Source organism: Pseudoflavonifractor phocaeensis (genome assembly GCF_016901955.1).
Lineage (GTDB): Bacteria > Bacillota > Clostridia > Oscillospirales > Oscillospiraceae > Flavonifractor > Flavonifractor phocaeensis_A.
The window spans coordinates 1-12,855 of record NZ_JACJLC010000019.1 but is presented as its reverse complement, the minus strand read 5'-3'; the positions used below and the strand labels follow the sequence as shown (position 1 = coordinate 12,855).

Here is a 12,855-nt window from a genome sequence, read left to right as displayed (position 1 = left end):
AAGTCAAAAGTCAAATAACTTTTATGATTGTTTAAGGGGCGGGTGAAATGGCGCGAAAAAAGAGTGAAGTTAACAAAATTCGGGGGGAAAACTTGCGCAAGCTGCTTTCCTACTATGGCATGGATCAGAAAGACCTTGCTCAAAAGATTGGATATACCAAAGAGCATATCTCCTATATTGTAAATGGTCGCAGGAATTTGACGTTGGATGCAGCAGAAAACATTGTAAAGATATTTCCTGGTGTCCACTTAGACTGGCTCATGGGACATGGGGGGTTCATGAATGACGAAGAAGAAAACGCCAGCAGGGCGGAGAGAAATACTCTTTTGAAAGATAGCGTAAATGGTATCTGGCAGACAAACAGAGGTAAGGCATCAGGTGAAGTAGGTGTTGTAGTTGGCGGAAATATCAAACGATATCGTGCAAAACGCAATATGACAGCTGAACGTCTCTCTGAGGCAACAGGGATTCCGCTAGAAATAATATGCGCCTATGAAGAAAATGCGGGAACGGCATCAACAAAAGATCTGGATAAGATTTCAAAAGCCCTTAAAATAGAAATAGCTACATTGTATGGACAATTACCGGCTCCGGCGGATATCACCCAATGGACGGTCAAATTCTCAAATGGTGATTCTATTATGGGACACATCAGTATTGTGGTGGCTCAGATAATGGAGAAATTAAACAGTGATGGTCATGAGGCTGCGCTATGTATGCTACACGGATTGGTGGAGAATCCGCGATATCAGAATAAAGGAGAAACTTCAAACGAGCAGAAAGAAGGTGACCAATAGTGGCTAACATTCAAGAGCGCCGCGACAAGTCCGGCAAGCTGGTTTCCTACTCTATCCGCGTCCATCGTGGCCGGGGGATGGACGGCAAGCAGCTCAAGCCCTGGACGGCTACGTTTGAGGTATCGCCCACATGGACGGAAAAGAGCGCAAGAAAAAAGGCCGAGGCTTTCGCCGCGACCTTTGAGAAAGAGTGCAAAGAGGGCATGACTTCTGACAGCCGCCAGAAGTTTGCCGCCTACTGCGATTATGTAATTGGTCTGAAAGAGCAACGGGGGGTGAAGCACTCAACCATTGTGAGATACAAGGAGCTGACAGGCCGGATTTACCCACAGATAGGCCACATCAAGCTGCGGGAGCTGCGGGCCGACCACCTGAACGATCTATACACCTTGCTGGGACAGGACGGACAGAACAAGCGGGGCGGTAAGCTGTCCGCAAAGACGATCCTGGAACACCACAGGCTCATTTCCACGGTGCTGGAGCAGGCGGTGAAGGAGGGCCTTGTCCCGTTCAATGTCGCCAGCCGTGCCACACTGCCAAAAGCAGAACACAAGGAAGTGAACTACTTCCAGCCGGAACAGGTGGCGGCGATCCGGGACGCACTGGAGCTGGAACCTATGAAGTGGAAAATGCTTGTCCACCTGCTGCTTATCACCGGCGCACGGCGTGGGGAAGTGCTGGGGCTGAAATGGGACAAGGTGGACTTTGAGGGGAACCGGATCTATATTTGCAATAGCATCCTTTATTCCCCGGATATCGGCATCTATGAGAGTACGCCCAAAACGGAACGATCCCGGCGGTACATCACACTACCTGTTGAGACAATGCAGCTACTCCGGCGGTATCGGGCATGGCAGGCGGAGGAACGGCTGCGACTGGGGGAGTACTACCAGAATCAGGACTTCGTATTCTCTCAGGACAACGGCAAGCCCATGCACCCGGACAGCGTGACCGACTATCTCAAGAAGTTCAGCAAGCGCCACGGACTCCCACACATTAACGCCCATGCCTTCCGGCACACAATGGCCTCCATGCTGTACTTCAATGGGGTGGACAGTGTGAGCATTTCCAAACGGCTGGGACACGCCCAGGTCAGCACCACGGCCAATATTTACGCCCATGTAATGGAGGAGGCCGACCAGCGCAATGCAGATATCTTGTCGGATATCTTTTTGAAAAAGGCTTGAATTTGAGAGGCGAGTTGAATTAAAGTTGAATTTCTCGACACGCCTCATTTTTAAAAATGGCAGAAAAGTAATAAAAAACACCTGATTCTCGTGGAATCAGGTGTTTTTTTCTGGTTGCGGGGGAAGGATTTGAACCTTCGACCTCCGGGTTATGAGCCCGACGAGCTACCAAACTGCTCTACCCCGCGATATGGTGCCGGAGACCGGGATCGAACCGGCACAGGATCACTCCTACGGGATTTTAAATCCCGGGCGTCTGCCAATTCCGCCACTCCGGCATGGAGGGCTTCCGATCTCGCTCACTGAGTGCCTAAATAGAATAACACAGGGTAGGCTATCTGTCAAGGGTGAATTGCAAAAAAATATAAAATGGGATTCTTCAGGGGAGGAATAGGGAAGAGCAGCGGTTCCGACTAAATTTTTCCAAAATGTGGTATACACTGATCATACTACTGGCCGGCTGGACAGGCCCGGCGGCAAAGGAGACAATACCATGGCGACAAAGGAAAAGCTGAAAACCAGGGCGGCCCGCCTGCGGGAGGAGGCCCGGGAAACGGGAAAGGTGGTGCTGCGGGCGCCCGTGCTGGTGCGTCTGGCAGAATGTATGATCCGCTTCTTGCTGGGGGCGCTGTTGGCGGGAGCGGAGATCTTTGGGGGATATGCGCCCTTTGGTATCGGGCTGGTAGGTGCCTCCGGTTCCGGATTGGATGGGTTCTGTGCCCTGCTTGGGGTCTGTTTTGGGTATCTGGCCATGGAGGGGCTGGCGGAAGGGCTGCGCTACGTGGCGGCGGCCATTCTGGTATTTTCAGTAGCATTTGCTTTTTTTGACGTGGGGCTCTATCGCAAGAGTTGGTTCATGCCTCTGGCGGCAGCGGCGATTGACGGCGCCACGGGCTTTATCTGCTTGTCCGAGCAGGGATGGACGCCCCAGAGTTTAATCTATTTTGGCACCGAGCTGCTGCTGTGCGGAGGAGCGGTATATTTCTATCGTATTGCTTTTACACCTTGGACGGAGAAGCGGGAGGAGGAGAGCCTGACCGCCCGGCAGATCATCAGCTTGCTGTTGGTGCTGGGCTCTCTGCTACTTACGCTGTCCAAGCTCACTTTGCTGGGAGAACTGTCGGTGGGACGGTTTGCCGGGGCTGCGGCGGTGATGGCTGTGGCATACAAGGGAGGCGTCAGGGCGGGCGCCACCGCTGGAGTGGCAGTAGGCTTAGGCATGGACCTGTCCGCGGGCGGTATGCCCTTTTACGCCATGGCCTACGCTCTGTCCGGGGTGATGGCTGGGGTCTTCCATCGTCAGGGAAAGCTGGCCGCAGCCCTGGCCTATGTGCTGTCCAATGCCCTGGCGGTGCTGTGGACATGGAAGGACGGCATGCACATCCCATTGCTTTATGAGGTCTTTGCGGCGTCTGTGGTCTTTCTGCTGCTACCAGAGGGGCTGCTGCGGCAGGTAGGGGCCCTGGTGGACGACGCCCCCCAGCAGGCGGCTCAAGAGCGAGCCATGCACTATGTGAAAGGCCGAATGGAGGATACAGCTGCTGCCTTCAAAAGCTTGTATGAGTCTATGCGGACCACGCTGCGCCCCATCCGGCCCAACGACGGCGATACAGCCAGCGTGTTTGATCGGACGGCGGACCGGGTCTGCAAGAAATGTGCCTTGCAAAATGCCTGTTGGCAGCGGGATTACGTATCCACCTATAATGCCCTCAACGACGCCTTGCCCGCTATGCTGGAGCGGGGAAGGGGGGATGGCGGGGATTTCCCTGCCTATTTTGCCAACCGCTGCGTCAGGTTCAACGAATTTGTGTCGGCGGCCAACGAGGAGCTGGCGGCCCTGTTGTATCGCCGGCAGTATCAGAGCCGTCTGCGGGAAAACCGGGCGGCGGTCTGCCGACAGTATGGGGAGTTGGCCCAGGTTCTGGGAGAGGCGGCCGCTGAGCTGGGGGCAGAGTTAATTCCGGACAAAGTGCGGGAGAGGCGGCTGCGGCAGTATTTGACGGCCCAGGGACTGGAGTGTCAGATTGCGGCTTATTATGACGAGGCGGGGCACCTGCGCATCGAATTGGAGGGGGCGGGATTATCCAGACTACGTCAAAAGGAGAGCCTGGAAAAGCTGTCCAGGCTGATGAACTTTCCTCTGCGCATGGGGGAGGAGACCCGGCGGGACAAATTGGTGCTGGTACAGGGCGAGCCCCTGATGGCGGTGGCCGGAGTGGCTGCACGGCAGAAGGATGGCCAGACCGTGTCCGGGGACACGGGGGCTTGGTTCAAGCACGACGACGGTTCCCTGTATGTACTTCTGTGCGACGGTATGGGAGTTGGGCGGCTGGCCCAGCGGGAGAGCGCCCTGGCGGTACGACTGCTGGAGCAGTTCCTCCGGGCGGGGGTACGACCGGAAAACGCCCTTCGTACCCTCAGCGCGGCTCTGGCCCTCCGAGGGGAGGAGGAGATCGGCTTTTCCACCATCGACCTGCTGCGGATCGACCTCTTTACCGGTGAGGGGGATATCTACAAATATGGCGCGGCGCCCAGCTATGTGAAAAAGGGGAGCAGCGTCAGCCGTATTACCGGATGCGCCCTGCCCGCCGGGCTGTCGGGCGGCGACGGAGGGAGCCCTGATCAGACCCACCTGAAGCTGGAGGCGGGGGACTGTGTGCTGCTGGTCACGGACGGCGTCACGTCGGGGAAAGGGGACCAGTGGATCCGGGACAGGCTGGCAGCCTTTGAGGGGGCCAGTCCTCGGGAATTGGCCCAGGCCATCCTGGATCAGAGTGCGGAGCAGGGTGGTGGCGGGGACGACCGCACCGCTCTGGTGCTCAGGCTGACCAGACGATAGGCCATTTGGCAAAATGACAGCCCCCGGGGCTCCGGACACGCCGGAACCCCGGGGGCTGTCGTTGAAGGATGGATTAAGTGCAAGGTTGCTCAGCTGCTGTCCCGTTCGATGAGGAACCAGGGAGCCACCTCGGAGGTACACTCCTCTCCCCGCAGCCGACGCACCAGTAATTCAGCGGCCATCTGCCCCACATTGTAGTCCCCGTGGGACAGAGAGGTGATACCGATGGGAGACAACTCGCTGTACTGGCTGTTGTCAAAGCTGACCACGGCGATGTCTTTGGGAATACGGATATCCTTTTTCAGCAGGTAGGTCACCAGGCGGGACGCAATCTCATCGTTGTAGCACACCACGGCGGTACAGCCCTTGATAACCCGGTCTACCGCTGTCCAGGAATCATCGGTGCCCAGTAAGTCCATTTTGCTCTCAGTGTTGTACCAGTAGACCTGCTTGTCCTCCAAAGGCAGGCCCAGATCCCGCAGGGCGTCAGCATAGCCGGAATACCGCTGGAGTCCCTGCATATCGTCGTTTTTGAAAATACCGGCAATGGATCTGTGCCCCTTTCGGTGGAGATATTCCACTAACTGGCGCCCTCCGCCGTAGTTGTCGTCCAGCACCGACAGGGAGCCTGGCAGACGGCGGTAATCCCCGTGCATGAACACTAGGGGAATGCCTTCGTCAATAAGGGCACGGTACAGATCCAGGTTGGGGTTGGGCAGGCCGGTCTTGCTGCCCTCCACCAGAATACCGTCGGGGTGAGTGCCCTCCAACAGGGATTGAAGGATACGCCGCTCTGTAGATATCTGATTCTGAGTAGAGAACAAGGTGGGGGCGGCGTTGTTGGCGGCAAGCACATTTTCGATCTCCCGCAGGATGGAGGGGAAGATATAATTATTAATATAGGTAATGACCACCGCCACCGTGCGGCGCCGGGGGGTGCCCTGATCCAAAATATGAGAGCCGCTACCCTGCCGGCGTTCGATCAGACCTTCGGCGGCCAGGAGAGACAGGGCCTGGCGGACGGTCTGGCGGCTGACCTGGAACTGCTGGCAAAGAGCCTGTTCCGTGGGCAGCAGCATGGTATCCTCGTAGAGCCCGCTTTGAATTGCGGCGCGCAATGTGTCTGCCACTGTCTGGTATTTATGTTGCATCAGTTACACCTCGCCATACGCATAGAATGGAGCCACTTGAGGGACAGGGGCGCCGTACACATTCCATGGGCGGCGGAGCCTTTCCGGGGCATAAGACAACTGAGGCAAAGAACCAATTGTGTAGAATAAGCATAACATATTTGTATGGAAGGCGCAAGAACAAAGTGAAATTGTATTGAACTATTTGTGGACAAGGTAAAATGATGATGGCGTGTGCCATGAAGTAAATATATGCAAATTATATTAAAAATGAGGCGCAATACGGGGGTTATGCAGCATAAATCATAATATATCAAAAAACCAATAAGTTGCTAAACGACGGGTGTGCAAAATAACCAAATACATTTTTTTGAAAAATGATTGAAAAAAGTTGCAATATATCTGAGATTTTATTTAATTTTAAAACATTATTGCAATATCAATAGATTGGGTAGAGTTTTTTGCGGTAAATTGGATTGAATTGTCTTGTTATATATTGAGAAAGTGTGAATTGTTCGTACATTTTATTGACTTTTTGCACATGGGGTATATACTTAGGAACAGGGAACCCAAGGGTTCACAAACGCGGTCCTGAGGGACCAAAACAGAAAATGGAGGAATTTGGCATGAAGAAGAAACTGATCGCTCTGCTCCTCGCTCTTGCCATGGGCGCTTCCCTGGCGGCCTGCGGCGGCGGCGGCGGCACCACCCAGTCTCCCGCCGGCGGCACCGAGACCACTCCCGCTGGCACTGAGACCGGCTCCGGCGGCGAGCAGACCGGCGCCGGCAAGACCGTCGGCATCGCCATGCCCACCCAGTCTTCCGAGCGCTGGATCAACGACGGCGCCAACATGAAGGCTCAGCTGGAGGCCCTGGGCTACGAGGTGGTCCTGCAGTACGCCGAGGACGACGTGCAGATGCAGGTCTCCCAGATCGAGAACATGGTTGCCCAGCAGGTGGACTGCCTGGTCATCGCCGCTGTTGACTCCGGCGCTCTGACCACCGTTGAGGCTCAGGCCAAGACCGCCGGCATCCCCATCATCGCCTATGACCGTCTGCTGATGGACACCGACGCTGTTTCCTACTACGCTTCCTTCGATAACAAGGGCGTGGGCACCGCCATCGCCGAGTACATCGTGGAGCACAAGGACCTGGAGGCCGCCAAGGCCGCTGGCGAGAGCTATACCATCGAGTTCTTCATGGGTTCTCCCGACGACAACAACGCCGTGCTGCTCTATCAGGGCATCATGGAAGTCCTCCAGCCCTACCTGGATGACGGCACCCTGGTCTGCAAGACCGGCCGTACCTCCTTCGACGACACCTGTATCCTCCGCTGGAGCCAGGAGGAGGCCCAGAAGATGTGCGAGAACTACCTCTCCGGCTTCTATGCTGACGAGGATCTGGACATCATCTGCTCCGCTTTCGACGGCTTCGCCTATGGCTGCCGCTCCGCTCTGGAGGCTGCCGGCTACACCGAGGCCAACTGGCCCATGATCACCGGTCAGGACGCCGAGCTCATGGCCACCAAGAACATCATCTCTGGCAAGCAGACCATGTCCATCTACAAGGACACCCGCCTGCTGGCTGAGAAGTGCGTGACCATGGTCAACGCTGTGATCAACGGCACCGAGCCCGAGATCAACGACACCGAGACCTACGACAACGGCGTCATGGTGGTTCCCTCCTACCTGTGCACTCCCCTGGCCGTTGACAAGGACAACTACCAGGAGCTGCTGGTTGACAGCGGTTACTACACCGCCGAGCAGCTGGCTGAGTAATCGTCAAACACAGTTCAACATCAGTCGAGCAAGGGGCGGCGGCAGTCTGCCGCCGCCCCTTCCTTTTCTCTGCGCGGGGCGTATCTGAATGGCGTGCGGCGGTCTCCGCCGGCCTTTCAGATGTGCCCCGGCGAGGACATCGATCGGTGTTTGTGAAAAGGAGTTGAGAAAATGTCGGAATACATCCTGGAAATGAACCACATCGTCAAGGAATTCTCCGGTGTGCGGGCCTTGAATGACGTTAATCTCAAGGTCAAGCCGGGAGAGATCATGGCCATCTGCGGTGAGAACGGCGCCGGCAAGTCCACCCTGATGAACGTGCTCTCCGGCGTGTACCCTTACGGCGAGTACACCGGCGATATCGTCTATAAGGGCGAGGTCTGCAAATTCCACAGCATCAAGGACAGTGAACGCAAGGGCATCGTCATCATCCATCAGGAGCTGGCCCTCTCTCCCTTCCTCTCCATCGCTGAGAACGTGTTCATCGGCAACGAGCGGAAGAAGGGAGGCATGATCGACTGGACCGCCACTCGCCGGGAGGCCCAGGAGCTGCTGGCCCGGGTGGGCCTGGAGCACGAGAATGTCAACGTCCCGGTCAACTCCCTGGGCGTGGGCAAGCAGCAGCTCATCGAGATCGCCAAGGCGCTGGGCAAGAAGGCCGACCTGCTCATTCTGGACGAGCCCACCGCCGCCCTGAATGATAAGGAATCCGCCCAGCTGCTGGAGCTGATGCTCCAGCTGAAGGCCCAGGGCATGACCTGTATCATCATCTCTCATAAGCTCAACGAGATCAGCTACGTGGCTGACTCCATTACCATCATCCGTGATGGCCAGACCATCGAGACGCTGGATAAAAAGACCGATGACTTCTCCGAGGACCGTATCATCAAGGGCATGGTTGGCCGTGAGCTCACCAACCGTTATCCCAAGCGGGAAAACTGCCCCATCGGTGATGTGATCTTTGAGGTGAAGGACTGGAACGTCTATCATCCCGATGACTCCACCCGGCACATTCTGAAGGATATCAATATCCAGGTCCGGGCGGGAGAAGTGGTGGGCCTGGCAGGCCTGATGGGCGCCGGGCGTACCGAGTTGGCCATGAGCCTGTTTGGCCACTCCTATGGTCAAAAGATCACCGGAGAGATCAAGATCAACGGTAAGCACGTGGATCTGAAAAACGTGCGGCAGGCCATCAACAACAAGCTGGCCTATGTGTCTGAGGACCGTAAGACCTACGGCCTGGTGCTCATCGACAGCATCAAGTTCAACATGACCCTGTCCGCCCTGCGCAACTTCTTCTCCCGCAAGGGTATCGTGGATCAGCAAAGCGAGGCTGTCAAGGCCGAGGAGTACCGCCAGCGCATCAATGTGAAGACCACCTCGGTGGAGCAGGCCGTGGGTGCTCTGTCCGGCGGTAACCAGCAGAAGGTGGTCCTGGCCAAATGGATGCTTACCCAGCCCGACGTGCTCATCCTGGACGAGCCCACCCGCGGCATCGATGTGGGCGCCAAGTACGAGATCTACTGCGTCATCAATGAGCTGGCCAAGTCCGGCAAGGCCGTGGTTATCATTTCCTCGGAAATGCCCGAGATCATCGGTACCTGTGACCGTACTTACGTCCTCAACGAGGGCGAGATCGCCGGCGAGCTGTCCGGCGACGAGATCACCCAGGAGGCTATCATGGGCTGCATCATGGCGCACAACAGAAAGGGAGATGCATAATGGAAAAGACTGCTGTCAAGACCGCTACCGCCAGCAAGAAAGTCAACCTGAGCATGAAGCAATACGGCATGGTGCTGGCCCTCATCGTCGTATACCTGATCTTCGCCGGCATCACCGGCGGCAAGAACCTGACCGCCATCAACGTTAACAACCTGATCATGCAGAACGGCTACGTTATCATCCTGGCCGTCGGCATGCTGCTCTGCGTCCTGACCGGTAACGTGGACCTGGGCGTCGGCTCCGTGGTCGCCTCCTGCGGCGCCGTGGCCGGCACCCTGATCGTGGACTTCGGCGCCAGCACCCCCGTGGCTATGCTGGCCTCCCTGGCAGTGGGCATCGTGTTCGGCGCCTTCGTCGGCTTCTTCGTGTCCAAGCTGGCCATCCCCCCCTTCATCGTCACCCTGGCCACCATGCTGATGGGCCGCGGCATCTGCTACGTCATTCTGCAGGCCCAGACCAAGGGCCCCCTGCCCGCTGACTACACCTGGATCTCCACCGGCTTCCTGCCCACCATCAAGGTCGGCGCCGTGGACGGTGCCGGCGGTGTGGACCTGGTAAGCATTGTCATTGCTATCGTCATCGCTGTTCTCATCATCCTGGGCGAGCTGAAGAGCATCGCCACCTCCAAGAAGCACGGTCTGCCTCTGGCTCCCGCCTGGCAGCTCATCATCAAGGACGCCGTCATTATCTTCATCGAGTTCTTCTTCTTCTATAAGCTGGGCTGCTTCAGCGGCGTGCCCGTGCTCCTCATCCTGCTGGCCGTTGTGGTTGGCATCTACCACTTCATTACCACCCAGACCGTGGCCGGCCGTCAGATCTATGCCATGGGCGGCAATGCCAAGGCTGCCCGCCTGAGCGGCATCAACACTGAGAAGGTGTTCTTCTGGGTGTACGCCAACATGGGCCTGCTGTGCGGCCTGGCCGGCATCGTCCTTTCCGCCCGTAACGCTTCCGCCACCCCCAAGGCCGGCGACCAGTTCGAGATGGACGCCATCGCCTCCTGCTACATCGGCGGCGCCGCCACCTCCGGCGGTATTGGTACCATCATCGGCGCTGTGGTCGGCGCTCTGATCATGGGCGTGCTGAACAACGGTATGTCCCTGGCCGGCTTCGACACCAACGTGCAGAAGATCGTCAAGGGCGCCGTGCTGCTGGGTGCTGTGACCGTGGACCTGCTGAGCAAGCGCAAGAAGGGCTAATCAACCTGAGTTTCTAAGGAGGAAGCACATGGAACGTACCCCCACCAACAAACGTTATCCACCTCAGTTCAGCCTAATCCTGCGCATTTTGTGCGGAGGCTACCTGATCTACCTGGCCTGGGGCCTTCGAGGCTCTTTTTTCCAGGGAGAAAACGGCACGCTGTTTGGACTGGCTGTGATTTTGTTTGTGGTGGTGGGGGCGCTCCTGTGCTTCTTCTCCATTCGTGCCCTGATCCGGGGGGAGTACCGTTTGCCTTATGAGTCGGACGACGACGACAAGGATGACGGCACCCACGGAACGGGTGAAAGGGGAAATTGAACATGGATCAGACCAAGATCAAGGAACAGATCACTTCCGGTCAGACCTATCTGGGCATCGAAATGGGCTCCACCCGCATCAAGGCGGTGCTCATCGGCGCGGATCACGCCCCCATCGCTTCCGGCGACCACGGCTGGGAAAACCGGCTGGAGGACGGGGTATGGACCTATCACATGGAGGATGTGTGGGCCGGCCTCCAGGACGCCTACGGCAAGCTGAAGGCCGACGTATCTGCCAAATACGGCGTGGAGCTGACGGCGGTGGCCGCCATGGGCTTCTCCGCCATGATGCACGGCTATGTGGCCCTGGACAAGGACGACCAGCTGCTGGTGCCTTTCCGCACCTGGCGCAACACCATTACCGGACAGGCCGCTGAGGCTCTCACCCAGCGGTTCCAATTTAATATTCCCCAGAGATGGTCCATTGCCCACCTCTATCAGGCCATGCTCAACGGGGAGCCCCACGTCAAGTACATCTCCTACCTGACCACCCTGGCGGGCTATGTCCACTATAAGCTCACCGGCAAAAAGGTGCTGGGCGTGGGCGAGGCCAGCGGAATGTTCCCCATCGACAGCGCCAAGTGCGACTACGACGAGACCATGCTGGCCTCTTTTGACGCTCTGGCCGCCGAGGGCGGCTATCCCTGGAAGCTGCGAGACATCATGCCCGCCGTGCTGTCCGCCGGCGAGGACGCCGGTACCCTTACCGCTGAAGGCGCCAGGCTGCTGGATCCCACCGGGGCCATCCAGGCCGGTATCCCCTTGTGTCCCCCCGAGGGCGACGCGGGCACCGGCATGACCGCCACCAACGCCGTGGCCGTGCGCACCGGCAACGTGTCCGCCGGCACCAGCGTGTTTGCCATGATCGTGCTGGAGAAGGCCCTGTCCAAGGTCTACCCCGAGATCGACATGGTGACCACTCCCACCGGCAAGCCGGTGGCCATGGTCCACTGCAACAACTGTACCAATGAGATCAACGCCTGGGCCAATGTGTTCAAGGGCCTGCTCACCGCCCTGGGCCAGACCCCCGATATGAACGCCCTGTACACCGCCATGTTCCAGTCGGCGGCCCAGGGGGCCGACGACGCCGGTGGCCTGGTGCTGTACAACTATCTGTCCGGCGAGCCCATCACTGGCATGGAGGAAGGCCGGCCCCTGCTGGCCCGCGCTCCCGAGGCCGTCCTGGACTTCCCCAACTTCATGCGGGCCCAGCTCTACTCCGCTCTGGCTACCCTGAAGCTGGGCATGGACATCCTGGCCGGGGAGCAGGTGGCGGTGGATCGCCTGCTGGGCCACGGCGGCTTCTTCAAGACCCCGGTGGTGGGGCAGCGGATCATGGCCGCCGCCGCCGGTGCGCCGGTGAGCGTCATGGAGACTGCCGGCGAGGGTGGCCCCTGGGGTATGGCTCTGCTGGCCGCCTATCGGGTGTGCAAGGCGGAGGGTCAGACCCTGGAGGATTATCTGGCGAACCAGGTGTTCGCCGGTCAGGCTGTGACCACCCTGGCTTCCGAGGCTGCCGATGTGGAGGGCTTCAACGCATTCATCCGCCGCTACAGCGAGGGCCTGGCCGTGGAGCGGGCTGCTGTGGAGCACATTTGAGTTCTGCGTATCTTGAATAATGTGAGGTAGATTTACATGAACAACAAGGAATTTTGGTTCGTGGTAGGCAGTCAGTTCCTGTATGGCCCCGAGGTGCTGGAGACGGTGGCCGCCCGTGCCGCCGAGATGGCGGACAAGATGAACGCCTCCGGCAACCTGCCCTGCAAGCTGGTGTATAAGGTGACCGCCAAGACCAACAAGGAGATCGCCGACGTGGTCAAGGAGGCCAACTACGACGACAACTGTCTGGGCGTCATCACCTGGTGCCACACCTTCTCCCCCTCCA

Annotated in this window: 9 protein-coding genes, 2 tRNA genes and 1 pseudogene; 9 read left to right on the top strand and 3 right to left on the bottom strand. The window is 57.9% G+C overall.

From position 1 onward, the window contains the following. Positions 1-47 precede the first annotated feature (47 nt). Together H6B51_RS06305 and H6B51_RS06300 are read left to right on the top strand one after the other, a co-directional pair. Positions 48-797 carry a helix-turn-helix transcriptional regulator gene (locus H6B51_RS06305; RefSeq protein WP_204882876.1) on the top strand — a complete coding sequence of 250 codons (750 nt, stop codon included), beginning with the start codon at positions 48-50 and terminating at the stop codon, positions 795-797. Continuing rightward, positions 797-1,984, top strand: a complete 1,188-nt coding sequence (locus H6B51_RS06300; protein WP_204882875.1) for a tyrosine-type recombinase/integrase — start codon at positions 797-799, stop codon at positions 1,982-1,984. The genes H6B51_RS06305 and H6B51_RS06300 overlap by 1 nt, the downstream gene beginning before the upstream one ends. A 111-nt stretch (positions 1,985-2,095) precedes the next feature. On the opposite strand, the gene H6B51_RS06295 is transcribed toward H6B51_RS06300, so the two are convergent. Both H6B51_RS06295 and H6B51_RS06290 read right to left on the bottom strand, forming a co-directional pair. Further along, a tRNA-Met gene (locus tag H6B51_RS06295) sits at positions 2,096-2,172 on the bottom strand. Positions 2,173-2,175: 3 nt separating this feature from the next. Beyond that, positions 2,176-2,262: transfer RNA gene (locus H6B51_RS06290), tRNA-Leu, on the bottom strand. 215 nt (positions 2,263-2,477) lie between these two features. Here H6B51_RS06290 and H6B51_RS06285 point away from each other — a divergent pair. Beyond that, positions 2,478-4,823 (top strand): SpoIIE family protein phosphatase, encoded by a 2,346-nt coding sequence (locus H6B51_RS06285; RefSeq protein WP_204882874.1) that lies wholly within the window; start codon positions 2,478-2,480, stop codon positions 4,821-4,823. A gap of 89 nt (positions 4,824-4,912) precedes the next feature. Here H6B51_RS06285 and H6B51_RS06280 read toward each other — a convergent pair whose 3' ends face one another. Beyond that, entirely contained in the window at positions 4,913-5,974 is a 1,062-nt protein-coding gene (locus H6B51_RS06280; RefSeq protein ID WP_204882873.1) for a GntR family transcriptional regulator, read from the bottom strand. Between the two features lie 605 nt (positions 5,975-6,579). Between H6B51_RS06280 and chvE the strand changes: the two genes are divergently transcribed. The 6 genes and pseudogenes from chvE to H6B51_RS06250 all read left to right on the top strand — a co-directional run. Continuing rightward, a complete protein-coding gene (chvE, locus tag H6B51_RS06275; protein ID WP_204882872.1) occupies positions 6,580-7,731 on the top strand; it encodes a multiple monosaccharide ABC transporter substrate-binding protein in 1,152 nt (383 codons plus the stop codon). 171 nt (positions 7,732-7,902) lie between these two features. Continuing rightward, a complete protein-coding gene (gene mmsA, locus H6B51_RS06270) occupies positions 7,903-9,453 on the top strand; it encodes a multiple monosaccharide ABC transporter ATP-binding protein (protein WP_204882871.1) in 1,551 nt (516 codons plus the stop codon). After that, positions 9,453-10,652 (top strand): ABC transporter permease subunit, encoded by a 1,200-nt coding sequence (locus H6B51_RS06265; protein WP_204882870.1) that lies wholly within the window; start codon positions 9,453-9,455, stop codon positions 10,650-10,652. Before mmsA ends, H6B51_RS06265 begins: the two co-directional genes overlap by 1 nt. A 28-nt stretch (positions 10,653-10,680) precedes the next feature. Continuing rightward, positions 10,681-10,971, top strand: a complete 291-nt coding sequence (locus H6B51_RS06260) for a hypothetical protein (protein WP_204882869.1) — start codon at positions 10,681-10,683, stop codon at positions 10,969-10,971. Between the two features lie 2 nt (positions 10,972-10,973). Further along, positions 10,974-12,569, top strand: a complete 1,596-nt coding sequence (locus tag H6B51_RS06255) for a xylulokinase (RefSeq protein ID WP_243421166.1) — start codon at positions 10,974-10,976, stop codon at positions 12,567-12,569. 36 nt (positions 12,570-12,605) lie between these two features. After that, positions 12,606-12,855: pseudogene (locus H6B51_RS06250) on the top strand (L-arabinose isomerase); the annotation flags it as partial.

Excerpts from the sequence above, each read along its gene's own strand:
- H6B51_RS06305 (WP_204882876.1), top strand. The coding sequence starts at position 48 with ATGGCGCGAAAAAAGAGTGAAGTTAACAAAATTCGGGGGGAAAACTTG.
- H6B51_RS06265 (WP_204882870.1), top strand. The coding sequence starts at position 9,453 with ATGGAAAAGACTGCTGTCAAGACCGCTACCGCCAGCAAGAAAGTCAAC.
- chvE (WP_204882872.1), top strand. The coding sequence starts at position 6,580 with ATGAAGAAGAAACTGATCGCTCTGCTCCTCGCTCTTGCCATGGGCGCT.
- H6B51_RS06285 (WP_204882874.1), top strand. The coding sequence starts at position 2,478 with ATGGCGACAAAGGAAAAGCTGAAAACCAGGGCGGCCCGCCTGCGGGAG.
- H6B51_RS06260 (WP_204882869.1), top strand. The coding sequence starts at position 10,681 with ATGGAACGTACCCCCACCAACAAACGTTATCCACCTCAGTTCAGCCTA.
- H6B51_RS06280 (WP_204882873.1), bottom strand. The coding sequence starts at position 5,974 with ATGCAACATAAATACCAGACAGTGGCAGACACATTGCGCGCCGCAATT.
- H6B51_RS06255 (WP_243421166.1), top strand. The coding sequence starts at position 10,974 with ATGGATCAGACCAAGATCAAGGAACAGATCACTTCCGGTCAGACCTAT.
- mmsA (WP_204882871.1), top strand. The coding sequence starts at position 7,903 with ATGTCGGAATACATCCTGGAAATGAACCACATCGTCAAGGAATTCTCC.